Here is a 24,532-nt window from a genome sequence, read left to right as displayed (position 1 = left end):
GCAGTCAATCGGCATTAATCGGTAAAACGGCAACGGCAATCGAACCGTTTTTACCTGGAAAAAAGCGCATTCGTCCGCCGAAAGAGCGGATGCGGCGTTTTTGGCTGACTTGTCCCAACCTTACCCTTTGAACCTCTTTTTGGGAGGTGATCAACCGGCTTGCGCCAAAATCGGCAACGCTGACATAGAGGCGGCCGTTACGCAGGCGATAACGGACGATCTGTCGGTTTCCATGCGCGTGACGATAGCTGTTCATCAACCCTTCCAGTACAAACCGATACAGGCAGATGGACAGGTCGTGCAGACGGATATCGATGCGTTCGCGATCGGCTATCTCCACCTCGCACCCGGTGATCTCGTAATAACGTTTCAGGGATAATTCAATCGACTGCTGAAGCGTGATGCCCTCCAGTTCCGGAAGGATAAGCCCGGCGGAAATATTGCGCAGTTCCTCAAGGACGCCGGAGACCAAATCAAGGATCTTTTGAAGTGTGCGTCGCTGACTTGTATCTTCCGGATCCGTGGCGACCATGTCGCTCATCCGAAGCTTTACAAGTGTCAGCACCTGCACGGAACCATCATGCAGATCCGCGCCAATTTGATCCAAAATGCGTTCATTGAGCTTGCCGGCTTCCGTGCGGGCGCTGTCTGCAATGACCCGCAGGCGGTCGTTTTCTATCGACAGATCAATGGCATTGCGCAGGCTTTGGCGCAGTGTTTTTCGCTGCTCGTCGATGACCCTGCTGGTACGTCGAACGATAAGGTAAAGCAGAGACAACATTGGCACCGAAAGCAGGAAGACCACCGCCATCGTCACGGTGCGCGCATTGGATATCTGTTTTCGTAACTTCAAGGACTCCTGGTATATCTCACCGGCAAGCAGGACTTTTCCACTGGTGTCCGTGTAGAGTGGCGCATAAATCTCGAGCAGCAGCTCATCTTTCTCGCCCGTGCTGTATTCGTGTTTGTCGCCATCGGTGCGCGAAACCACTATGTCGCCCGCCAATGCGCCGGTGAGCTCGGGAAACATCTCCCGCTGACTGCCAATCTCGCCGCTGGCCGAAAAGGCTGGCGTTCCATCGGAAAGCCAAATCTTCACATTGGTGATACGTTCGTCCTGAGGACCGTGGCCGATGAGATATTCGATATCGCTTGTGAACTGCTCATCGAAAATGAAGTTGCCCTGGCTGTCGCGTCGCAAGAAGGGTGTAATCGATGTTTGCATACGGGCAGCGCCCGCAACGCCCGCCGCATCCAGCGCCGATCGCTCCACCCGGGATGCGGTAAAAAAGCTCAATGCAGCCATAAGTCCAAAGACGACAATGGAGGCGGTCAGCAAGAACTGATTGGCGATGGAGAGATCGGCAATCGCTCTGAACATCCAGCGTCTTGGCTGCGGCTTTATGTAACCTGCAATGCGGGATGCACTTTTGTTCATTACCAGCCCTCTTCGATAGACTGTAAAAATGATTGTCCTGCATTGCAGACGTTGAACAGTCTATATTCGATCGTTTTCTATAATAAACCGATAAAAACTAATCATTTTGGATTAATTATATCAATAATAATTAAGACGATGGTCGGAAGAAGGATTAGGACCTTGCGACAATACATCGTTAGACCAAGCGCTATTTGAAAAAACTCTGATTATGCCAGTCTCTTAGGCGGGATGTCGTCTTCTGCCTGCAATGGGCGAGGCGGCGATTGTTTTCAGTAGCGTTGGAGGCGGGGACACCCGAACGTCAAATGGTCACACTCATCAAACACGATCTCGAATTCATTCTCAAACAGATCGCAATTGCTGAAGCTCATACTGCATTGATCGCAGGCTTGACGCCTGAGGATTTTGCAGAGGGCGACCCGATCGGGGAGGCGCTACGGAGCTTGGTCGATAGCCCGCTGTTACCATCAGGCCTGCGCACTGTGGATGGCAGCTACAATAATCTGGTACCGGGGCGCGAAAAATGGGGCGCTTCTGGCGAACCCTTCAAGCCGCTCACACAGCCGAACTGGGTCAATGAAAACGACGATACATTGATGTTTGGAACGCCTGCCAACCCAGTGTGGCTGAACAACGGCAACTACGCTCCGGGCGCACCCGGCACTCCGGGCTTTGCGCCTGGAACGGTTGTGGATGCCGATCCCCGTCTCATCTCAAACCTCATTGTGGATCAAACGCTTGCAAACCCGGCCGCTGTTGCTGCGGCCTTGCGCCTTGCCGGCCACTCCGAAGCGAACATAGCCCAAGGTGTGATCGCTATCCGTCAAGCCTTCGAGGGCGACGCCGCCGCGCAGGCAAATCTCGCTGCGGCTAACCTTGCCGTGACGGGCGCGCAAGCCAATGTGCAGCAGGCATTGGCAGATGTCGTTGCGGTCACGGACCCCGCTGATCTTCCCGCTGTGCTCGACGCTCTTGCCGCTGCGCAGCAAGCGTTGACCGCTGCCCAGGCTCAACAGGCGCAAACCGCCCAGGCGGCGGGTATTCTTGACGGCCTCCTTGAGCAATGGGGCGTACAGATGGACGGCAACACCGTGCTTTTGCCGAATGTTTCTCCGGATGAAGGGCTTTCGGCACCTTACAATGCCTGGTTCACGCTGTTTGGCCAGTTCTTTGATCATGGTCTCGATCTCGTTGCCAAGGGTGGTAACGGCACCGTCTATATTCCTTTGCAGCCGGACGATCCGCTCTATAACCCGGCAACGCCACACACCAATTTCATGGTGCTGACACGCGCCACGGTCGGCGACGGCGCCGGCAACGTTACCACACCATGGGTTGACCAGAACCAGACCTATACGTCTCATGCATCACATCAGGTGTTCCTGCGCGAATATGAGACCGTCAACGGCAAGACGGTTGCGACCGGTCTGCTGCTGGAAGGCGAAAATGGCGGCCTTGCGACATGGGGTGAGATCAAGGCGCAAGCGCGCGAAATGCTGGGCATTGAGCTGACAGATGCCGATGTCGGTAAAGTGCCGATGATCCGCACTGATCCCTATGGCCGTTTTATTCCTGACCCCGTGACCGGCTTTGCGCAGTTGATCGTTGGTATCGGCGCCGATGGCGTGCCCAATACGTCTGACGATATCGTGGTGTCCGGCACGCCGGATATGCCGGTTAATCCGACTACTGTACTGGCACTCAGACTTCCAAACGCTTTTCTGGATGACATCGCCCATGCCGCAGCGCCCGTTATCACCAACGGCGTGCTGATGGCCGACAATGACGATGCCGTGGGTTATTCGGGCGGTTTTGGTCCGCGCGGCAACCAGACGCATTATGACGACGAACTGCTCGATGCGCATTACATTACCGGCGACGGTCGCGGAAACGAAAATATCGGACTGACGGCGGTCCATTTCGTTTTCCATGCGGAACATAATCGCCAGATAAATGCGGTCAAACAGACCGCCATCGCAACGACGATTTCGGAAGGCGACTTCACCTTTATCAACCAGTGGCTTGCCGAACCGATCAGCGTCTTGCCTGCCGATCTGAGCACACTTGTCTGGAATGGCGAGCGTCTTTTCCAGGCGGCGCGCTTTGCCACGGAAATGCAGTATCAGCATCTGGTTTTTGAGGAATTCGCCCGCAAAATCCAGCCGGATGTTGATATCTTCCTCGTTCAGCCGGACGTGGAACTTAATCCGGCTATCTTTTCCGAATTTGCCAATGTCGTCTATCGCTTCGGCCATTCGATGCTGAACCAGACTGTCGACCGCATCTATGCGGATGGAACGCGGGACAATGTCGATCTTTTCGATGCTTTCCTGAATCCGCTGGAGTTTGGCGAAACAGGCATTTCCCAGGCGCAGATGGCCGGTGCGATTGCCATGGGCATGTCGTCCCAGCATGCCAATGAGATCGATGAATTCGTCACCGATGTCCTGCGCAACCAGCTTGTCGGCATTCCGCTCGATCTTGCTGCGCTCAACATCGCCCGCGGTCGCGACACTGGCATGCCGACGCTCAATCAAGCCCGCGCGCAGTTCATGGAATTTGCCAATGGCGATACCAATCTGCGGCCTTATGTCAGCTGGGCAGATTTCGCCGTCAATATCAGAAACCCGGAATCCATCATCAACTTCATTGCGGCCTACGGCACACATTCAAGCGTGACTGGCGCGATGACGATCGAAGCCAAACGTGATGCCGCTATGGAACTTGTCTTCGGTGTCGACATCAACGGTGATGGCATTGTCCCGAGCGAACAGGACCGGCAGGATTTTCTCAACGCACGCGGCCTCTATGCGGGCGGTAGCCTGGGTGGTCTGAACGATATTGACCTGTGGGTCGGTGGTCTTGCGGAAAAGAAGATGGCGTTTGGCGGTATGCTGGGCTCGACCTTCTCCTTCATTTTCCAGCTTCAGATGGAAAATCTGCAGGATTCGGACCGCTTCTACTATCTGTCGCGCACACAGGGCCTCAACCTGCTGACGGAGCTGGAAAACAACTCCCTCTCCAAGATCGTCGCGCGCAACACCAGTGTCGGGCCTGATGGACTTGCCCTCCCGGCCGACATTTTCTCGACGCCCGACCATATTTTCTATGTCGATGCTGCCAAACAGGCGCAGATGACCGGAATAGCCGACCCGCAGCACGAAAACCCTGTTCTTGAAGCGGTCTCCAAATTGGTCGAACGCGGCCCGAATTTCATCCGCTACAACGGTCTCGACCACATTCTCATTCAAGGAACGGATGACGACGACCACATTATTTCAGGTGGTGGTGACGACAGTGTCTGGGGTGGGATGGGCAACGATCGCATCGAGGCCGGTTATGGCGTGGACGCTATCAATGGCGGCGCAGGTGACGACATCATCACCAGTGCCGGCACGGATATAGGTGCTGTCAGCGTGCTGAAGGGTGAAAGCGGCAATGACGTGATTGTCGATGGCACGGGCATGTCGCTGATTTTCGGCGGTGAGGGCAAGGACTACCTTGTTTCCGGCGCCGATGACGGCGAAATCCGCGGTGGCCAGGGCGACGACTTCATCTCCGGGGGTGACGGTATCAATGCGCTTTTCGGCAACGAGGGCGATGACTGGATCGAAGGCGGCGGCGGTTTCGATTACATCGCTGGCGACAATGGTGAGCTCTTCTTCAACTCGACCGTCATCGGGCACGACGTGCTGAACGGCGGTTCCGGCGATACCGACTACGATGCGGACTCCGGCGATGACATCATGTTTGCCGGAGAGGGCATTCAGAAGAACATCGGCATGTGGGGCCATGACTGGGTTATCCATCAGGGCCAGAAGAACGGTGCCGATGCGGATATGCGTGTCGATATCTTCACAACACTGCCTCTGGAAGTGTTGCGAGACCGCTTCAGCCAGGTAGAAGGCCTTTCAGGCTGGGATCATAATGACGTTTTGCGTGGCGATGATCGCCTCGGAACCGGACCGGAAGGCGGCACGGTCACCGACCCGACGCCCGAAACAGGCTTCCGTTACAACGAGCTTAATCAGGCTGGTATCGACCGTATCGCCGGCCTCAACCAGATCATCACGCAAGACATGATGAGCACGGGCGAATACTGGGCCGACGGATCGTGGGAAAATGGCAGAACCGGTACGACGGAACGGGTTTTTGTTGGTGGAAACATCATCCTTGGAGGTGGCGGTTCCGATATGATCGAGGGTCGCGGCGGCGATGATGTCATCGATGGTGACCGTTATCTGAGCGTGCGTATCATCGGCCAATCGAAGGATGGGATCGCCTTCACGGTCAAGAGCCTTGAAGATACCGTCACGCTGAATGGCGTCACGAAATCGCTGACCTCATGGATGGTCGATGGTCGCATCAATCCCGGTTCGATGCAGATCGTGCGTGAACTTCTCGATGGCGGCGGCGATGGCGATATCGATACCGCTATCTACTGGGATGATTTTGCAAACTACGATATCACCGCCAATCAGGATGGCAGCTTTACCATTTCGCATGTCAATCCAACGGCCGGCGCAATCGATCCGATAACCGGGCGAAATCGCGTGCCTGACGGTACTGATCGGCTATACAATATCGAGCGGCTGCAATTTGCCGACCGGACGGTCGATATCAGCGCCGGACTGCCGCAACCAGCAACCGGCGTGCCTGTCATCATCGACGCAACGCGGACCAATGGTCAGGTTTCTCCGGAAGAAGGCCAGACACTGACGGTCGATGTTTCGCAGATTGCCGACGCTAACGGCATCGAAAGCGCCTTCGCCTACCAGTGGCAATATCTGAACGGAACGACCTGGACCGATATTCCCGGTGCGACCGCTGCGACCTTTGTGCCAACCGAGCCCAATGCGCTGCTGCTTCAGCTTGGCGATATCAATGAAATCGGTCGTCAACTGCGTGTCTCTGTCAGCTTCACCGATGGGCTGGGCGGTACCGAGACGGTCATTTCCGTTCCGACCTTGCCGGTTGTGGCACGCGGCGGCGTTACCCTGAATGGCAATGCTCTCACCAACAACGTCTTGAATGGCGGCAATGGCGACGACACGCTCAATGGTGTCGATCCATTCATCATCCTTGGCGGCAACGATACGCTGAACGGCGGTGCCGGCAACGATATCCTGAACGGTCTTGGCGGCAACGACACCCTCAATGGCGGGACCGGTGACGATACGCTGAACGGCGGGAACGGTAACGACACGCTGAATGGCGGCGCTGGTTTTGACGTGATCAATGCCGGTGCCGGCACCGACACGATCAACCAGACCAGCACCGATGGGCGTGATCTGATCGACGGCGGTACCGGGGTCGACACGTATCGCCTGACAGGTGTCGCAGGTGCCGAACTGTTCCGTATCTATGCGGTTACCAACGGCCAGAACGCCAATCTCGCAACGTCTCTCGGAACGATCTTTGCGACGAATACTGAAATCGTCATTACCAGAACAGTGGGTGGTGTCGAATCTGTCATTGCGGAGCTCGACAATATCGAAGAGATCGTCGTCAACACCCTTAACGTGACAGCCAATGATGGCGGTGGGCTCAACACCGGTGTCAACAATGGCGATACCGTGCAGGTTATCGGCAACTTCACCTCCACGAGCCTGAACTTCAGCACCATCACCATCGATGGCAGTGCGGGCAATGATACTGTGGATATCAGCGCGTTGACTTCGGCACATCGCATTGTCTTCCGCTCCAATGGCGGTAGCGACACGATTGTCGGAACGCTTCGTCCGCAGGACGTTATCGAACTGCCCGCCGGCAGCAGTCCGCAGGACTTCAGTCGCACCTATGATGCTGCAACGGGCCTTTCCACCCTCTCCAACGGCACACATCAGATCGTATTTTTCGGCGATATGACTCCAGGGCTTAAAGAATACGAAAATGAGGACGACGACGATGATGATGATCAGGAGGGCGAAGGCAACGGTGGCGAATGCGGAAATACGCCAGATGATGGGGTCCCCAATGGCAATAATGGCGGGGGCAACACGACGCCGCAGCCGATAGCTGCCAAAACACTGATCGGTACGTCCGGCAACGACACCCTCATGGGTGCGGCGGGTCACGACACGCTGATTGGCGGCGATGGCACGGATATTCTCGTCGGTGACGCCGGCAACGACATTCTCCGCGGCGAGGCCGGTGATGATGTCATTCTGGGTGGTGACGGCAAGGATGTGGCAAACGGTGGTGACGGTAACGACGAAATCCACGGTGGTGCCGGCAACGATCTCATCTTCGGCGGCGCCGGTAACGACTTGCTGTTTGGAGACGAGGGCGACGATATCCTCGAAGGCGGTGCCGGCAACGATCGTATCTGGGCTGGTGCCGGCAATGACACGATACTTGCCACGCTGAACGATGGTGACGACGTCTATTACGGGGAAGACGGCACAGATACATTGGACTACTCGGTCAGCACGACCAATCTCACCGTCGATCTCGGCAATGGTCTGATGGGGCGTGGTTCCGTCAGTGGTGCAAGCACCGGCAACGATACGTTCTTCGGCTTCGAAAACTTTATCGGCGGATCCGGCCACGACAAGATTGTCGCCTCCAATGCCATCAACATCATCGATGGCGGACTTGGGGATGACACCTTCAAGTTCAACTCCGCTGCCGCTGCAAATGGCGACACGATCTATGGCTTCAGCACCGGGGACAAGATTGATTTCTCCGGCATGGGGCAGGGGCTGCGCCTGACGGCTGGCACCACGATGACGGCGCTTGGCGATGTGACGATTGCCCACGAAATACGTGATGGCGAGGAATTCACCGTCATTAGGGGCAATACGCAGGGTGATGACGGGGCAGATTTCGAACTCGCCCTGCATGGCCGCCACAACCTCACTGCCAATGATTTCGTTGGCGTTTCCTGAGCTTTAACCCGAGGCATCGGCCGCGACCGGCGGCCGAATATCGCACAGTGCAGTGATCAGGGGACGTGTTATGAGTAAGCAATCAAACTACAAGATCAGTGGCATCGGCAGCCTTTTATGGTTTGTCTTCGGACTTTCCGGCGTCATCAACATTCTGGCGCTCACCGGCGCCATATACATGCTGCAGATTTACGACCGTGCACTGACCAGCGGCAGTGTCCCGACACTCCTGTGGCTGTCCGCCATCGCCATCGGCCTTTATCTGTTTCAGGGTATGTTTGATATTCTGCGCTCGCAAATTCTGGTGCGCTTCTCGGCCAATATTGACCAGAAGATTTCGCCGTTGGTGCATAAGGTCGTCATCGACATGCCGCGCTTCGGTTATTCACCAGCTGAAGCAAACGAGCGCGGCAGGGATGTCGATACAGTGCGCACCTTTCTCTCCGGTGCCGGGCCGGTCGCGCTGTTCGACCTGCCCTGGATACCGATCTACCTCGTTTTCGTCTGGCTGCTTCATCCGGTTCTTGGAATGCTGACGGTTGGCGGTGCGGTCTTCCTCGCCTGCGTGACACTGGCCGCTGAACTGCTTTCCCGTCGCCATGCCAAGGAAATGACCCGTGCTGCTGTCAACCGCAATGTCGTTGCGGATAATCACATTCGCAATGGCGATGTCCTCTATTCCATGGGCATGACGGATCGTGCGCTGAAGCTTTTCGAGCGTGCCAATCGCCGTCATCTCGATACGCAGACCGCCACCTCCGATATATCAGGCACTTTTTCGGGCATTTCCAAGGTGCTTCGCATGATGTTGCAATCAGCCATTCTCGGCGTCGGCGCGTATCTGACGATCAAGGGAGAAATGTCAGCAGGTTCGATTATTGCCTCATCCATCGTCACGGGCCGCGCACTTGCACCTGTCGATCAGGCAATCGCCCAGTGGAAAGGCGTGGTGGCTGCGCGCAGAAGCTGGGGTCGCATCAAGGATACTTTGGCTGCTCTGGACAACCCGGACACACGTTTCGATCTTCCGGCCCCTTCCCAGGAGCTTTCGCTTGAAAATATTACGACGGTTGCGCCGCTTTCCGGCACGGTGCTCTTGAGTGATATCAGCCTGAACCTCAAGGCCGGGCAGGCGCTTGCTCTGATCGGCCCAAGTGGCGGCGGAAAGACCACGCTGGTTCGCTCCATTCTCGGCATCTGGCCAGTTCTTCGCGGTGCTGTCCGCATTGATGGCGCAGATCTCAAGCAATGGCCCACGGAGTTCTTCACCTCCAATATCGGTTATCTTCCGCAGGAAGTATCGCTGATGGACGGATCGATTGCGGAAAACATTTCCCGCTTCGACCCGGATGCGGATTCCCGCAAGATATTTCACGCCGCCCGGGCTGCCGGCGTCCATGACATGATCGTGCGCATGCCGGGCGGTTATCAGACGCAGATCGGCCCCAGCGGCCAGGCTCTTTCTGCCGGACAACGTCAGCGCATCGCACTGGCACGCGCGCTCTACGGCGACCCCTTTATCGTCGTTCTGGACGAGCCGAATTCCAATCTGGACGCCGAGGGGGAAGAAGCCCTGGCGCGTGCAATCGTCAAGGTTCGGGAACGCAGAGGTATCGTCATCATGGTCGCACACCGTCCAAGCGCCTTGCAGCCGGTGGATATGGTTGGCGTCGTGCAGGGTGGCAAGCTGGTTTCTTTTGGTCCGAAGGACGAACTCATCAAGACATCGGCGAACACCCAGATCATTCCGCAGCGGGCTGTTGTTGCCGAACGGCAATACGCGGCCGAGTGAGGGAGGCATATCATGGCGATCGACATCAAGGACAGCCAGGACGAACTTTCCGCTCTGAGCCGGGAAGCCGCCCTTGAGCAGCACGCACCGGGGCGTCGATTTGAAAGCCCGGACCGTCAGGAACGTACTCTGCGTTCCCATATGTTGATTTCGACGATCGGTATCGGTCTCGCCGCCTATCTCGGCCGTGTTCAGGATGTATATGCGCCATCTCCGAATGATGCGATGGGGGACGGTGCCGGGCGACCGGGGATGTTGGACGCCGGCGCTCCTTCACCCGGTTCAGATCCGGTCGCGCTTGCACAACAGCTTGCATCTTTTTGGACAGAGTATCTGCAGAGCTATCTGGATGAAACCGACGGTGTGCGGCGATATGTGCGATACAATGGCCTATCTGTAGATTTCGGCAGGATCAGTTACGGGTCTGACTTTGTTCTTTCACGGGTGGCGGCGCTTGATCTTGATAACAACATGTTCAAGTTTTACCCGGACGCTGGTGCAAATGCTTCCCTGAGCATTCGCTTTGCGTTGCCAGGCAATCATTCGACGCCAACTCCCATCACTAATCCCGGAAATGCTTCAGGACAGGCAGGAGCGGGGAATAGTGGCTCCGGACAGGGAGGGGCGGGGAGTAGTGGCGGGAATGGCTCCGGCAATGGCAATTCCGAAAACCGGGCTCCTGTCGCGACAGGTTTAATTTATCTCGGAAGCGGTCTCGTCAACCTGTCGATGTTGTTGACCTGGGCAGATCTGGCGCGCGCGGGACTGGACCCGGACGGCGACAGGCTTTCGATCTCCAACATAAATTCTTCCTCGGGCACTGTAAGCGCTCATGGCGCAGATGTCTGGCTGTTTACGCCATCCCGCGACATGAACGGTATCGTTTCCTTCACATATACTTTGAGTGATGGGCAAAGCAGTGTGACGGGACGAGCCTGGCTTGATCTGCGGCTGCATCCGCAAAAGGAGATCGTCGGCACGGATGGCGATGACACGCTGCTCGGCACCCCGAAGGACGACATTATCAAGGCGCTGGATGGCGACGACGTGGTCTATGGGCGTGAGGGCCACGACCTCATCGATGGCGGTGCTGGCAATGATACCTTGGTTGGTGGTGATGGAAACGACGTCATTTATGGCGGCAAGGGACATGACCGGATATTGGGCGGACGCGGTGATGACGTTTTGTTCGGTGATGAAGGCAACGACTTCATCTATGGCGAAGAAGGTAACGACATCGCCTATGGCGGCGCTGGTCATGATGTCATCTCGGGCGGTGCCGGTAATGATCACCTGTTTGGTGAGGCCGGAAAAGATGTAATTTCCGGAGATGCCGGAGATGATGTTCTCGACGGAGGGGACGGCAACGATCGGCTGATTGGCGGTGAAGGTAACGATGTCGTTCTCGGTGGTGAGGGCGATGACGTCTTTATCGCCGGTGTGCTTGCCGTGCTGGAGCAGGAACTTGAAAATGACGCTTCCTGTCTGGTGACAGTGCCGTTGCCTGATGGAAACGACGTGTTCGATGGTGGCAGTGGCTGCGATACATACGATGCAAGTGCCACCCAGGCAGGGGTCGATATCGATCTGCAGGCTGGCACAGCCCATGGTGTCGAGATTGGCACCGACCGGCTTATCAGTGTAGAAAACGCGATTGGCGGTTCGGGTAACGACCGCATAACGGCGAGCGATACGGTCAATGTGATGATCGGTGGGCAGGGCAACGATATTTTCGTCTTTGCCACAACCTCCAGCCTTCGCAATGGTGGTAGCGGACGCGACGAAATCCGGGATTTCGAAATCGGTGACAAGATCGATTTTTCAAAACTGAGTGCGGATCTCGGTGCACTTTATTTCGGATCTGACGATCTTGGCATGGCCGATCTGAACGGCCGCGACCATCGCACACTCATCAAGCTCTACAAGGAACTCACCGATGACGGTGAGAACCGTCAGGTGGTGCAGATTTATTCCGATCTGGATGCCGACGACAAATACGAGCTCGTCGTCATAAGCCAGCAAGAATTGAATTCGGGCGACTTCATCCTAACGGTGACGGTTGCCCATGCCGATAATGGCTCAATCACCGTCTAGTAAAGCGTTGGGGTGGAGGAAGTGTCATGACAGGTTCAAATAGGGCGGAGCCAAAAAACATCAATGTTGCAGGAAACGGCATTCGTTTGCGCGTGATCACCACCGCGCTGTTAGCGACCTGCCTGGTGGGAGGCGTCGGCGGTTGGGCGGCACAGGCCAAACTTGCCGGAGCGGTGATCTCACAAGGCGAGGTCGCCATTTCCGGCGAAATCAAACAGGTACAGCATGTCGACGGCGGAACCGTCGTGGAAATTCCGGTGAAATCCGGCGATCTCGTGCGTAAGGGCGATGTGGTCCTGAGGTTGGATGACACGCAGGCCCGTGTGGAGCTCGATATCATACAAAGCCAGATCGGCCAGCTTTCGGCCATGCGGGCGCGGCTTGTCGCCGAAAGGGACAATGCGGCGGAGCTGCTTTTCGACATGCCGGTCATGCCGCAGCTGGAGCGGGAAGAGCTAAAACTTTTCCGGGAAAACCAGCAGTTGCGTGAAAATCAAAAGCAGCAATTGCGATTGCAGGCCAATCAGCTTCAAAACCAGGTGGATGGTCTGGAGCAACAACGTAAGGCCAGCATTTCAGAAGAGGATCTGGTTCGAGACGAGGTTTCACTACAACAGCAACTGGTGGACAAGGGGCTGGTCCGCACAGCCGACCTGCGCGACCTGAAACGGCAAATGGTTCGTCTTCAGGGAACGATCGGCGATGTGACCGCCAAGATTGCAGAAGCCAGAGGTCAGATCAGTGAACTGGATATCAAGCTGACGTCTATAGACCAAAGCAGCCGCTCCGAAGCGCAGAAAGAAATTGTGCGAATTGATACCCAGATTGCTGAACTCAACCAGCGGGCCATCGCGGTGTCCCACCGGCTCGACCGCACCACCGTGCGTGCGCCTGAATCCGGTTATATCTATGATCTTCAGGCCCACACCGTTGGTGGTGTCATCGGCTCCGGAGCAGCCATCATGTCGCTTGTCCCGAAAGCGGGAGATTTGCGCGTCGATGTAAAAATTGCCCCGACCGATATCGACCGTATCAATGTTCACCAGCCTGCGCGTATGCGCTTCATTGCCTTCAACCAGCAGACGACGCCTGAGGTGAAAGGCAAGGTCGATATCGTCTCTGCCGCTACCTCGGTAGACAAGGCGACCGGGCTGCCATTCTATAAAACGACGCTTTCCTTCTCACCCGATGCACTGGGGACATTAGCCGCCAAGCTGCAGCCGGGAATGCCGGTTGAGGTCTATATCGAGACCGACGAGCGAACCGTGATCTCCTACCTCAGCAAGCCGCTGACCGACCAGATCATGAGGGCCTTCCGGGAGGAATGAAGCGTTAGGGGGCCATATCGAGCCGGAATATCGGCCGAGGGTAAGAGTCATGTAGCGGCACTTACCCCCGGATCCTGACGTTCATCTTCGGTGCGACGTCTCAACAAACCCGGCGATGAAATCCACATCGTCGTCGCCATCTCTTAATCCGAGATGGATGCTTTTCTGTACCCCGTCCAGACCAATGCGGACGGGGCGGACACCGAGCGCTGCCGCTTCCCGACGTACAAGCCAGTCGGGAATGGCGCTGACCCCGCGGCCCGCCGCGACGAGTTGAAGCATCATTTCAGTCGTCTCAACATTCCGGTGATGACGCGGCCGACAGTTGGCGGGCACTAGAAACTGGATAAATATGTCCAGCCGCTCCGGCGGTACCGGATAGGTGAATAGTGTCTCATTCAGCAGGTCCACAGGTTCTGCATGGCGTTTTTGCGCCAGTGGATGATCAGCCGGCACGGCAAGTACCAACTCGTAGTCGAATACCGGCAAATAATGGATGCCAGGCGTCTCGATCGGGTCCGGCGTGATCAGGATGTCGATTTCATATCCTGTGAGAGCCGCCACGCCGCCGAAAGCGAATGATGTCTTCAGTTCCAGGCCCACATCCGGCCATTCCATGAGATATGGCTTTGTGACGCCCATAAGCCACTGATGGCAAGGATGGCATTCCATGCCGATCCTAAGCGAGCCTCGCTGGCCGTGGCGATAATCCGACAGGACATTTTCAGCCCTTTCGATCTGCGGCAGAACGCGCTGCGCCAGCGTTACGATATAGCGACCGGCCTCGGTGAGACGGAGGTTACGACCGTCTTTCTCCCACATCGCCACGCCATAGCGCTCCTCGAGCTTGCGGATCGTATGGCTGAGAGCGGACTGGGAGACATTCAGCCGCTCCGCCGCCGCCGTCAGGCTGCCCAGGCGGTCGACTTCCCGCAGGATCGATAGATGTTGCCTGTCCAGCATGGTTATGCCCGCCCATGGTGACGAGGAGTAACGTCTGTAGAGGCGCTATCGTGGGCAGGAACCGGCCGGTGGTCGGTGTCGACTGCGACCATGGCGAAATGTCCGGTGGCCGTAATATGCCTCTCGCCAGTCAGCAGGTTTTCGGACCAGAGTTTCGTCTCGATGGCCATGGAACTGCGGCCAACGCGCTCGACGCGTGCCTCCGCCTCGACGATCTCACCGATCTCGACGGCCCTTGCGAAGTCGATGCGCTCGGATGAGGCCAGCACCACCAGCTTGCCGGAGTAACGCGACGCTGCAACGAATGCGGCTTTGGTCATGTAGGCGATCGCTTCGCCCCCGAACATCCGTCCGACGCTGTTGGCCTGATCCGGAAACACGATCTCGACCATGGCGACGATATCCGTGAGATCCGGCGCTTCCACGGGAACGAGTGCGGGCAAGGCATAGCTCGCGGCGTTCTCGCCCTCCGGAATGGCGACCATATGGAAGGTGCCTCGCGTACAGGTGTGCCGCTGATGGCCGACGATGGTCTCCGCCACCATCTCGACGTCGACCGTCAGGGAACGTCGACCGGCTTTGACCGGTCTGGCCGTGAATTCGACGATGTGCCCGATGCGTGCCGGCTGCCTGAAATCGATGCGCTCGCAAGAGGCGGTCACGAACGGCACCCGCCCGAACCGGGTCGCCGCGATGAAGGCAACGCGATCCATCAGAGTAAGTCCGGTTCCCCCAAAGAGGGTGCCGTGATGGTTGGTATCTCCGGGAAAAACGATATCAATGAGACTGGTTATCGAGCCGCGCTGAGCAGGCTTTTCCATCGTCGCGGTTTCTGTCATCGGCCCTGCCATCAGGTTGCGGCAGGGTAGTGGCATGACGCAGAGACGATGGCACGGGAATGCGATCGCGAAAGCGGCACTCCGGGACACCCCGCCCGTGGACGTTATCTATCGCGGCAGGTCTCCTGACTTACGGGTCGTCGCTCTGGTCCGTCTTCCCGAGGCTTGCCTCAGTGACATGGATGGACTTTCGCTCGCCGCTTACAGTTGCGGGGGCAGCTTCGGCATTAAGGCAGTAAAGCCCCGACCGAATTCCCTCTTAGCTGCGGACTTTCGCCCGCAGAACCACGATGACGAACCAATGTCGTATGTCGTTGAAGGGGTCAAGGCATTCGTCATCGGTTTTGGGGAGGTGACGGTTATCGCGTCGACCGAGATATGGAGCATTCGGCCCATCACCACGAGGTTCGGAGGGCAAAGGCCTCCCAAATTCTCTGGCGGATCGCCTCTCATACCCAAATCATGAGCAGGGCTCATACTTCCGTGAGATAATACCATTTTTATTCAATTGGCCTGTCAGGCACAAAACGCGCACCGCTCTCGGGTCGGGACAGTTTAAAAATTGTCCACTGAGACAATGGAAAATAACATCCGGTGCGTCCTGAAATTTACGTCAGTAACGTCAGGATGTATCTCGGGATTTGGGGTGTCCTATCGCGATGATTAAAACTCTCGGTTTCAATATAAAGAGAATTTCTTTTGATGAGGATTATCGCCCGTCAGAAAATACGCGTGTCACGACGAATTTTGCCAACTTGGCCAGGGGCGAGAACCGCCAGGAAAACCTCCGCAACGCCCTGAAGATGATTGACAATCGCTTCAACGCGCTGGCGCATTGGGATAATCCGAAAGGCGATCGCTACTCTGTCGAACTTGAGATAATTTCAGTTGAGATGCGAGTTGATGCTGAAGGCAATGATGATGCCTTTCCCCTGATTGAAATCCTGAAAACGAATATTGTTGATCAAAAGACGGGCGAGCGCATCGAAGGCATCGTTGGAAATAACTTTTCCTCTTACGTCCGGGATTATGACTTCAGCGTCGTGCTGCCGGCTTACAACAAGGATCGCCCGTCATTCGGCATGCCAGAGGATTTTGGCGACCTGCATGGAAACCTGTTCAAATGTTTCCTGAACTCACAGGCTTACAGAGAGCATTTTCAAAAGACGCCAGTCATTTGCCTGAGTGCCTCAAGCAGCAAAACATATCATCGGACGGGAAATCAGCATCCCGTATTGGGTGTCGAATACCAGCAGAACGAATTGTCTTCGACCGACCACTACTTCCAAAAAATGGGTTTGCAGGTGCGCTTTTTCATGCCGCCGAACAGCGTCGCGCCTTTTGCCTTCTATTTTCTCGGCGATTTGCTCGACGATTATACCAACCTGGAGCTCATCAGCACCATCAGCACGATGGAAACTTTTCAGAAGATCTACCGGCCCGAGATTTACAACGCCAATTCCGCAGCAGGGGCCTGTTATCAGCCCAATCTGAAACATCAGGATTATTCGCTTACCCGGATTGTCTATGACCGTGAAGAGCGCAGCCGGCTGGCTGTAGAGCAGGGACGGTTTGCTGAGGAGCACTTTATCAAACCTTACAGGACCGTTCTCGAGCGGTGGTCTGCCAATCACGCCCTTTGACAACCAAAACACATAAGGTCGCACATCATGAAAAGACTGTTGCCCACGTCAACCGCCGGCAGCTTGCCGAAACCCTCGTGGCTTGCACAGCCTGAGAAACTCTGGTCGCCCTGGAAATTGCAGGGTGAGGAACTGACCGAGGGCAAGCAGGATGCCCTGCGCTTGTCCCTGGATGATCAGCAACAGGCAGGCATCGATATCGTCAGCGATGGCGAGCAAACACGCCAGCATTTCGTCACGACCTTCATCGAGCACCTTGGCGGCGTTGATTTTGAAAAACGCGAGACCGTCAGAATTCGGGATCGTTATGATGCAAGTGTCCCGACAGTCGTCGGCGCCGTGTCTCGCCAAAAACCTGTTTTTGTGGAAGACGCCAAGTTCCTCCGTCAGCAAACCAAACAGCCAATCAAATGGGCTTTGCCTGGTCCGATGACCATGATCGATACGCTCTTTGACGGCCATTATAAGAGCCGTGAAAAACTGGCCTGGGAATTCGCCAAGATCCTCAATGAAGAAGCGAGGGAACTGGAAGCTGCCGGGATCGACATCATCCAGTTCGACGAGCCGGCATTTAATGTCTTCTTTGACGAGGTGAATGACTGGGGCGTCGCTACCTTGGAAAAGGCAATCGAAGGTCTCAAGTGCGAAACTGCCGTCCATATCTGCTACGGCTACGGTATCAAAGCCAATACAGACTGGAAAAAGACCCTGGGCGCGGAGTGGCGGCAATATGAGGAATCTTTCCCCAAACTGCAAAAATCAGGCATCAGTCTGATCTCGCTGGAATGCCACAACTCTCATGTCCCGATCGATCTCATTGAACTCCTTCGAGGCAAAAAGGTTATGGTGGGGGCCATCGACGTGGCGTCCAATACCATCGAGACCCCGGAAGAAGTCGCCAATACGCTGCGAAAAGCCCTTCAGTTTGTAGATGCTGACAAGCTCTATCCCTGCACCAATTGCGGGATGGCGCCACTGTCTCGTCAAGTGGCGCGCGGCAAGCTGAACGCTTTGGGCGCTGGCGCGGAAATTATACGAAAAGAACTGTCGGCCTAGCGTTGGCTCAGCGACAGGAGGCCGACATGAACATGGTGAACCACCGCTTCGACATTGTGGATAAACCCACGTTTCGAAATGGCATGTCGCGCCTCGGCTCCGCGGTCAACGTCGTCACCACCATATACGGCGGCAAGCGCTACGGCTTTACCGCCTCGGCGGTTTGCAGTGTGAGTGATACGCCGCCGACACTTCTCGTCTGCATCAATCGCGCCAGCTCGTGTTTTCACGCCTTTAAGAACACGCGCCATTTCTGCGTCAACACGTTGATGCCAGGTCAGGAGGACATATCAGACCGCTTCGGTGGAAAGACGCCGACGGAAGATCGATTTGCGCTTGGCGACTGGAGGGAAGGGCTCACCGGTGCACCAATCCTTGCCAACGCGTCGGTTAGCTTCGAATGCGAGCTCACCAATGCCGTTGACGAGGCCACTCATCGTATTCTCTTTGGGCGCGTGATCGACATTCGAGAGAATGAAGAACGGGCAACGCTGCTCTATTGCATGCGCCGCTATCTCACCGGCTAGGTAATCAAGGTGGCCTTCCTCCAACGATGGGCAAAGGACAGATCAGGTGACTCTGGGCCGGCATTTTCCCCGAATTTCGATCAAGGAACGGGGAAACAGGGCGCTCTTTTCCTCCTCCCTGGATATTCAGCGCCGATAACTTGAACAGCATCGGCGGCAAAATGCTTGTCCGGCGCAGGCGGATCGATGTATTCAGGGCTGGATTTTCACTTGAACCTGCAGGCACATGGAAACTTCGCTTTATCTGCCCGTTAAAGGCTTTCTTGAAACAGCGGGTTACACTGTCAAAGGCGAAGTTGGCGGTTGCGATCTCGTCGGCCTGAGCGACAATGATCCGCCTGTGGTAGTGATCTGCGAGCTAAAACTGAGCTTCAATCTGGAACTTATTTTGCAGGCTGTCGATCGCGCCGCTATCGCAGAAGAAGTCTGGATCGCGGCGCGCATCTCAGCCAAGGGCAAAGGACGCGAGGCTGACAAACGCTACCGGGATCTCTGTCGCAGGCTCGGGATCGGCATGCTTGGCATTTCCGATGCCGGCGACGTCAGCATTATCGTTAGTTCCATATCACCGATGCCGCGAACCAATCCGAAACGGCGCTCTCGGCTCATGCGTGAACACCAGAGGCGACGCGGCGATCCGGCAGTAGGCGGGAGCACGCGCGCGCCGATCATGACCGCATATCGTCAACAGGCGCTCGGCTGCGCATCGGTGCTGGCATCAGGACCGATGCGCGTGCGCCATATCAAATCCAGCGTACCCGATGCCGGGAAGATTTTGCTTGCGAATGTCTATGGCTGGTTTGAACGTCTCGATAGGGGAGTTTATGGACTGACCCAGGCCGGGCATGAAGCACTGCAGCGATGGCCGCAGCAGGATTTGCCAGCAACAATCACCGTGTCCGGCTGATTCTTATTCCATGGTGCGGGAACGTATCACTCGCCTACAACCACTCCCTCGCGTCGTGGATCGGCGCTGCCGGCCAAACCTTGGGCAGTCATCTCGATGGCATGCAAACCGGAGTTCATCTCACCCGGTTTGACCTCGTAACCCAGTGCCTTGAGCGGCCCCAATAGATCTTCCGCGCTGGTGCCGGCCTCGATGTCGTAGGTGCCGAACCGGTTGATGAGATGCGGCTGGGCGACGATCGCTTCCACCGGCATGCCCCAGTCGATATAGGCGATCAGCGCCTGCGCCACATAGCCGATGATCTGGCTGCCGCCGGGCGAACCAATGGCAAGCAGCGGCTTGCCATCCTTCATGACAATTGTCGGGGCCATGGAGGAGCGCGGCCGTTTGCCGGGCTCGACGCGGTTGGCGATCGGCAGTCCGCCATCATGGGTCTTGAAGGAAAAGTCCGTCAACTCGTTATTGAGCAGGAAGCCGTTCGTCATCAGACGCGAGCCGAAGCCGTTTTCGATCGTCGTCGTCATCGAGACCACGTTGCCCTCTTTGTCGATAATGACAAAATGGCTTGTGGAGGGCAACTCGAGCGCGGCATCCCGGCCGAAAAGGAGCGCGTGGTCCCATTCCGGATCGCCGGCCTTGACGGCGTCTTTGGTCAACGCCTTGTCACCGTCGAGCAATTTTGCCCTCTCGCTGAGATAAGTCTTGTCCCACAGGCCCTTGATCGGTAGCGGCATGAAATCGGTGTCGGCGACGTAACGCTCCCGGTCGGCGAAGGCGAGGCGCTGCGCATCGCCGATGATGCGCCAGCTGTCGACATTTTTCGGTCCCAGGGCCTTGAGGTCGAAATTCTCCGCCATGCCGAGCATCTGGCCGATGGCGATTCCGCCCGACGATGGTGGCCCCATGCCGCAAACGTCGAGAGCACGATAGAGGAAGCACACCGGCTCGCGCTCGATGACGCGATAGCTGGAAAGATCGGCCAGCGACAGCACGCCGGGATTGTCGGCCGCCCCGCGCACGGTCTCGACGATCGCCTCGGCAATTCTCCCCTTATAGAAGGCATCCGCACCATCTTTGGCGATTGCAGCAAGCGTCTCAGCATAGGCCGGGTTCTTCAAGAGGGCGCCTGTTTGCAGGGCGGCCCCGGAGGTGTCAAAGAAATAGGACCGGGCCTGCGGATATTTCTTCAGCCGGTCGCCCTCGGACGCGATCAGCGAGGCAAGGCGCGGTGATACCTGAAAGCCTTCGGTCGCCAGCATTTGCGCCGGCTTCAGCAGGCTTGCCCAGTCCGCCTTTCCATAGCGTTTGTGGGCTTCTTCCAGCAGGCGCACCGTTCCCGGTGTGCCCACGGAGCGACCGCCGACTACTGCGTCCATGAATTTTAGCGGCTGCCCGTTACCATCCAGGAAGAGCTTTGGCGTGGCTTCCATCGGTGCCGTCTCACGGCCGTCCAACGTTGTCAGCTTGCCGCTTTTCGCATTGTAGTAGACGAGGAAGGCGCCGCCGCCGAGACCAGAACTCTGCGGTTCAACGAGGCCAAGCGCGGCCTGCACTGCCACCATAGCATCTATGGCGTTGCCGCCCGCGGCGATCACGTCGCGCCCCGCCGCAGCCGCGAGCGGATTGGCCGCCGCCACCATGAAGCTCCGTGACTCGACACGTTTGGCGACCGCAACATCGGTCGCTTTCTCGGGTGCAACCGTGTCAGACGCCTGCTGGGCGGAGGCGATCGCGGTGGAAAGCACTAAGGCGAGAAAAGCCTCACCGAGAAATCTCGTTTTCATTAGCCTTATCCTCCAGAGCGGCACACCGTTAATCTGAGAAGGGCATCCCACTGAGCCAGCAGGCAGGTCGACCCCCAACCTTTTCAGGGGGAGGTGAAGCGTCACAGTCTCGGGCCATAAACCGTTTGATGCCTTGGGTCTGCCGTGGTGAAAATGGCGGGCTGCTTGTTCACTGCATCTCAAGACCCACAGGTGCAGGGTTTTCAGTCCAGGTCAGTTTCGGCCCCGACAAGTCGCCGGGGCCGTTCGCGCTATCAGAGAACGGTAACATTCTCTGCTTTTGACTTCCCAGTCTTGCGGTCTTGTCCGACATCGTAGCTGACTTTTTGCCCGTCGGTCAGAGCGCCACCGAAGCCTACAGCGGAGATATGAACGAACACGTCCGGCCCGCCGTTGTCCGGAGTGATGAAGCCAAAGCCCTTGTCCTGCGCGAAAAATTTTACTGTACCAGTTGCCATAATGTCCTCGTTTGTTGGATGCGACCGTATCCCATTACCGATCGTTGCAGGGAACTTCAAGGTTGTCCAGACTGTGCGATCCTGATCAAGCTCGTCAGGATCGCGGGTTCGAGTCCGCTCAAGGGCGAAACGACGAGGATAGCCGCCTAAGGGTTACTCTCAGTGAAAGCCGATCAGAACCGCCAAGTCATCCCAAGGACAGGCCCACTCAACATCGTGTCGTAGACATGACCATCACGATCATAATCGACTTTCAACGCCTTGTAGCCGGCAGACACCGAGAGGTTATCCGTCACCAGATAGTTGGCCGTTGCAAGTACCGACCAGGTGATGTCAGATCCTGCTCCAAAGCCACCGACATCGGCCTGGGCCTGAACGGACAGTTTCTCAGTTAGTAGAAGGAACGCTCGCAGGCCCACCACCGGGTCGACCCATCCAAACTTCTCATCATGAGCGGCCGTGCGGCTTCCGATGGCGAAATGACTTGCGGTGACCGTGACATCATTCGAAATATGCCAGAAACGTGCTCCAGCAAGAGCGTCCAGCGTAAATTGCGACGTGTCGACAACCCGGTATCCACCCTGCAACGTTGCCATGAACTGTCTTGTGTCAACTTTTCCGTCAATTGTAGCTCCAGGCGGTATCGTGACACCCAGCCCGGGAATCTGAAACGCGGAGAGCGGCCCGGTGGCATGACTATCAGTGGTGTCGACATACATGATGTCGCCTGAGAGGACGAAACGGTCGTAACGCCCCCACAGATTTACAAATCCGCCGAAGTTGAGATCGTCCATCACATCGGAGAAAGATTTGTCCAAATCTATCGTCGGACCGCGCCTAAAAGGCGACAGGCTGCCGTCAAGACCTGCCGCCCAAAGGTAAGGCGTTACCTGAAACGCCCAGCCCGGGTGAGAGGTCGCTTCCGAAACTGGTTCCGATGGTAGGTCGCGCATTGTGTCAGCGGCATGTGCAACGGGCATCCCGCATAGAGACAACGCAATAAAAAGAGAAAATCGTTTCAATTTTTTTCCTTGCTCGGGCTTAGATCGTGTTTTTATGGATCCGACCATCCTTGATGATGAGTTTCATCGTGCGATCGGGATCAGCGATTAACGAGATGTCTTCAAGCGGATTGCCATCGATCAGCAGAAGGTCCGCATAAGCACCGGCTTCAATGCGCCCGAGCTTTGCCGGGTAGGGGTTGCGCGGTCCCGAGAGACCTGCAAGCTCTGCGTTTCCACTTGTCAGCATGCGTAGCACCTCGGCATTGTCATACCAGCGAGCGAATTTGGCGAGTTGCCGACCTTGTGTCGCGGTTCCCTTTGGATTGAACAGGATGTCGGTGCCGAGCGCCATTTTCACCCCGCACTTGCGTCCGAGTTCCACCGCGCGGGCTGTGCCCTCGGCAATACTTTTCTGCTGCGCCCGCTGTTCAGGCAAAGGATAGGTATTCGCGTCTTCATCGGCGAGAAAAGGTTGGATGCTCCACCAGGCGCCAGCGTCAGCCATAAGCCTGACCGTTTTATCGTCGGCGAGCTGGCCATGCTCAATCGATTTGACGCCGCAGGAAATCGCTCTTTGTATCGCTGCCGACGTGTAAGCGTGGATACATACGTATGTTCCCCAATCTGCCGCAGCAGATACCGCAGCTTTCATTTCTGCCTCTGAATATTGGAGAGCATCGACCGGATCGTAACTCGAGGCAACACCACCACCGCCCATGATCTTGATCTGGCTCGCACCAAGCATCAATTGCTCGCGCACGCGGCGAAGAACTTCCGCTTCTCCATCGGCTATTGCCGAGATCCCGGCCTGCTCTGCAACGCTAAGAGTGTTTTGTGATGTACGCGGCAGATCGGTGCGCATACGAAAATCGCCATGCCCTGATGTCTGCGAAATCATCGCGCCGGAAGGGTATATTCTCGGCCCTGCGATGCGCCCCTCATCTATGGCCCGCTTGAGCGCAAAAGAGGGTCCGCCGACATCTCTGACGGTTGTAAAGCCGCGCAATACCGTCCGTTCGGCTTCCTGGGCGGCAACCAGATGGACGTAGGGAATATCAGCAGTCATCGCTGTCATTTGCGAAATGCCTGCAAGGATCGAGTGCCAATGCGCATCTATCATGCCCGGCATCAGGGTCCGCCCACCACACTCAATAACGTCTGCATCGGTAACGTCGTCGGCCGATGCTACAAGGGCTTTAATGAATTTGCCGTCGATGAGAACACTTCGGCCTGTGATCAGCCTGGAGTTTATCCCATCGAAAACACTGACGTTCCGGAGCAAAGTCGGCTTTTCAGCTTTTTGTCCGAATGCGGGGCTCGCTATACCAAGCGCAGGGACGGCGAGCGTTGCCGCGATGCCCTTTAGAACCGAGCGGCGCGACATTTCTTTGCCGATCCTTGAAAAAAGTTGCTGTGCATCGGGACTATGACACGCGCAACCCGCAGCATGATTGAGATGCTGGTATTGACGACCGAGGCTAAACAATCCGCATACTCCTCGTTTCACGCAAGGATTGTACTAGGCGGCAGGCAAAATTCGCGCAACCCCTAATATTGTGTCGATGCAAACATACAATCGGAAGATAAGGCTATCCTTTCCATAATGAACCGCTCCGGCTTCTGAAGGAGAGACCGATCATGAGCGCGACAAAGAACAAGCTTTCACCTGAAGTTAGCGAACGTGTGATCCGTATGGTGCTGGATCACGAGGCGTCATCGCCACCTCGACAACCCAGTCGAGTGATGATTAGAATGAAACCGCTGGGAGGGTTAAGACGTTAAGGGAACTATACGTGTCAAATTGAA

15 protein-coding genes and 1 riboswitch are annotated in these 24,532 nt (G+C 56.4%); of the genes, 8 read left to right on the top strand and 7 right to left on the bottom strand.

The annotated features are described in order from the left end of the window. Nucleotides 1-4 precede the first annotated feature (4 nt). Nucleotides 5-1,438 carry a sensor histidine kinase gene (locus FCH38_RS01285; protein WP_236776535.1) on the bottom strand — a complete coding sequence of 478 codons (1,434 nt, stop codon included), beginning with the start codon at nt 1,436-1,438 and terminating at the stop codon, nt 5-7. Nucleotides 1,439-1,746: 308 nt separating this feature from the next. Here FCH38_RS01285 and FCH38_RS01280 point away from each other — a divergent pair, with 308 nt between their 5' ends. From FCH38_RS01280 to FCH38_RS01265, 4 genes are all read left to right on the top strand, one after another. Next, nucleotides 1,747-8,331 carry a peroxidase family protein gene (locus FCH38_RS01280; RefSeq protein ID WP_174372624.1) on the top strand — a complete coding sequence of 2,195 codons (6,585 nt, stop codon included), beginning with the start codon at nt 1,747-1,749 and terminating at the stop codon, nt 8,329-8,331. A 70-nt stretch (nt 8,332-8,401) separates the two neighbouring features. After that, nucleotides 8,402-10,123 carry a type I secretion system permease/ATPase gene (locus FCH38_RS01275; protein WP_149901374.1) on the top strand — a complete coding sequence of 574 codons (1,722 nt, stop codon included), beginning with the start codon at nt 8,402-8,404 and terminating at the stop codon, nt 10,121-10,123. Nucleotides 10,124-10,135: 12 nt separating this feature from the next. After that, complete coding sequence (locus FCH38_RS01270) at nt 10,136-12,217, top strand: calcium-binding protein (protein ID WP_174372623.1); 2,082 nt, start codon at nt 10,136-10,138, stop codon at nt 12,215-12,217. Between the two features lie 92 nt (nt 12,218-12,309). After that, nucleotides 12,310-13,545 carry an HlyD family type I secretion periplasmic adaptor subunit gene (locus tag FCH38_RS01265; protein ID WP_309574448.1) on the top strand — a complete coding sequence of 412 codons (1,236 nt, stop codon included), beginning with the start codon at nt 12,310-12,312 and terminating at the stop codon, nt 13,543-13,545. An 81-nt stretch (nt 13,546-13,626) separates the two neighbouring features. Here the strand turns inward: FCH38_RS01265 and FCH38_RS01260 are convergent, their stop codons facing one another. Together FCH38_RS01260 and FCH38_RS01255 are read right to left on the bottom strand one after the other, a co-directional pair. Next, a complete protein-coding gene (locus FCH38_RS01260; protein ID WP_174372621.1) occupies nt 13,627-14,508 on the bottom strand; it encodes a LysR family transcriptional regulator in 882 nt (293 codons plus the stop codon). A gap of 2 nt (nt 14,509-14,510) precedes the next feature. Next, on the bottom strand, nt 14,511-15,347 hold the full coding sequence (locus tag FCH38_RS01255; RefSeq protein ID WP_174372620.1) for an acyl-CoA thioesterase: 837 nt from the start codon (nt 15,345-15,347) through the stop codon (nt 14,511-14,513). A 98-nt stretch (nt 15,348-15,445) separates the two neighbouring features. After that, nucleotides 15,446-15,652: riboswitch (cobalamin riboswitch) on the bottom strand. A 354-nt stretch (nt 15,653-16,006) separates the two neighbouring features. On the opposite strand from FCH38_RS01255, the gene FCH38_RS01250 reads away from it, so the two are divergent. From FCH38_RS01250 to FCH38_RS01235, 4 genes are all read left to right on the top strand, one after another. Then, on the top strand, nt 16,007-16,990 hold the full coding sequence (locus FCH38_RS01250) for a DUF1852 domain-containing protein (RefSeq protein WP_174372619.1): 984 nt from the start codon (nt 16,007-16,009) through the stop codon (nt 16,988-16,990). Between the two features lie 27 nt (nt 16,991-17,017). After that, a complete protein-coding gene (locus FCH38_RS01245; protein WP_174372618.1) occupies nt 17,018-18,046 on the top strand; it encodes a methionine synthase in 1,029 nt (342 codons plus the stop codon). A gap of 26 nt (nt 18,047-18,072) precedes the next feature. Beyond that, a complete protein-coding gene (locus FCH38_RS01240; protein ID WP_174372617.1) occupies nt 18,073-18,573 on the top strand; it encodes a flavin reductase in 501 nt (166 codons plus the stop codon). A 226-nt stretch (nt 18,574-18,799) separates the two neighbouring features. Further along, the gene (locus tag FCH38_RS01235) at nt 18,800-19,480 is read left to right on the top strand and encodes a DUF2161 domain-containing phosphodiesterase (protein ID WP_174372616.1); all 681 of its coding nucleotides are present in this window, start codon (nt 18,800-18,802) and stop codon (nt 19,478-19,480) included. Nucleotides 19,481-19,506: 26 nt separating this feature from the next. On the opposite strand, the gene ggt is transcribed toward FCH38_RS01235, so the two are convergent. From ggt to FCH38_RS01215, 4 genes are all read right to left on the bottom strand, one after another. Further along, the gene (ggt, locus tag FCH38_RS01230) at nt 19,507-21,264 is read right to left on the bottom strand and encodes a gamma-glutamyltransferase (protein ID WP_174372615.1); all 1,758 of its coding nucleotides are present in this window, start codon (nt 21,262-21,264) and stop codon (nt 19,507-19,509) included. Nucleotides 21,265-21,518: 254 nt separating this feature from the next. Beyond that, the gene (locus tag FCH38_RS01225; RefSeq protein ID WP_149901364.1) at nt 21,519-21,722 is read right to left on the bottom strand and encodes a cold-shock protein; all 204 of its coding nucleotides are present in this window, start codon (nt 21,720-21,722) and stop codon (nt 21,519-21,521) included. A gap of 173 nt (nt 21,723-21,895) precedes the next feature. Continuing rightward, a complete protein-coding gene (locus tag FCH38_RS01220; protein ID WP_236776557.1) occupies nt 21,896-22,675 on the bottom strand; it encodes an opacity family porin in 780 nt (259 codons plus the stop codon). Between the two features lie 88 nt (nt 22,676-22,763). Next, nucleotides 22,764-24,212, bottom strand: a complete 1,449-nt coding sequence (locus FCH38_RS01215; protein ID WP_236776534.1) for a metal-dependent hydrolase family protein — start codon at nt 24,210-24,212, stop codon at nt 22,764-22,766. Nucleotides 24,213-24,532 lie beyond the last annotated feature (320 nt).

This window comes from Agrobacterium tumefaciens (assembly GCF_013337285.1).
GTDB lineage: Bacteria > Pseudomonadota > Alphaproteobacteria > Rhizobiales > Rhizobiaceae > Agrobacterium > Agrobacterium burrii.
This window is presented reverse-complemented; position numbering and strand designations above follow the sequence as displayed.

What these genes read in the sequence shown, in the direction of transcription:
- FCH38_RS01285 (WP_236776535.1), bottom strand. Translation starts at nt 1,438, where the DNA reads ATGAACAAAAGTGCATCCCGCATTGCAGGTTACATAAAGCCGCAGCCA.
- FCH38_RS01280 (WP_174372624.1), top strand. Translation starts at nt 1,747, where the DNA reads ATGGTCACACTCATCAAACACGATCTCGAATTCATTCTCAAACAGATC.
- FCH38_RS01275 (WP_149901374.1), top strand. Translation starts at nt 8,402, where the DNA reads ATGAGTAAGCAATCAAACTACAAGATCAGTGGCATCGGCAGCCTTTTA.
- FCH38_RS01270 (WP_174372623.1), top strand. Translation starts at nt 10,136, where the DNA reads ATGGCGATCGACATCAAGGACAGCCAGGACGAACTTTCCGCTCTGAGC.
- FCH38_RS01260 (WP_174372621.1), bottom strand. Translation starts at nt 14,508, where the DNA reads ATGCTGGACAGGCAACATCTATCGATCCTGCGGGAAGTCGACCGCCTG.
- FCH38_RS01255 (WP_174372620.1), bottom strand. Translation starts at nt 15,347, where the DNA reads ATGACAGAAACCGCGACGATGGAAAAGCCTGCTCAGCGCGGCTCGATA.
- FCH38_RS01250 (WP_174372619.1), top strand. Translation starts at nt 16,007, where the DNA reads ATGATTAAAACTCTCGGTTTCAATATAAAGAGAATTTCTTTTGATGAG.
- FCH38_RS01245 (WP_174372618.1), top strand. Translation starts at nt 17,018, where the DNA reads ATGAAAAGACTGTTGCCCACGTCAACCGCCGGCAGCTTGCCGAAACCC.
- FCH38_RS01240 (WP_174372617.1), top strand. Translation starts at nt 18,073, where the DNA reads ATGAACATGGTGAACCACCGCTTCGACATTGTGGATAAACCCACGTTT.
- FCH38_RS01235 (WP_174372616.1), top strand. Translation starts at nt 18,800, where the DNA reads ATGGAAACTTCGCTTTATCTGCCCGTTAAAGGCTTTCTTGAAACAGCG.
- ggt (WP_174372615.1), bottom strand. Translation starts at nt 21,264, where the DNA reads ATGAAAACGAGATTTCTCGGTGAGGCTTTTCTCGCCTTAGTGCTTTCC.
- FCH38_RS01225 (WP_149901364.1), bottom strand. Translation starts at nt 21,722, where the DNA reads ATGGCAACTGGTACAGTAAAATTTTTCGCGCAGGACAAGGGCTTTGGC.
- FCH38_RS01220 (WP_236776557.1), bottom strand. Translation starts at nt 22,675, where the DNA reads ATGCGCGACCTACCATCGGAACCAGTTTCGGAAGCGACCTCTCACCCG.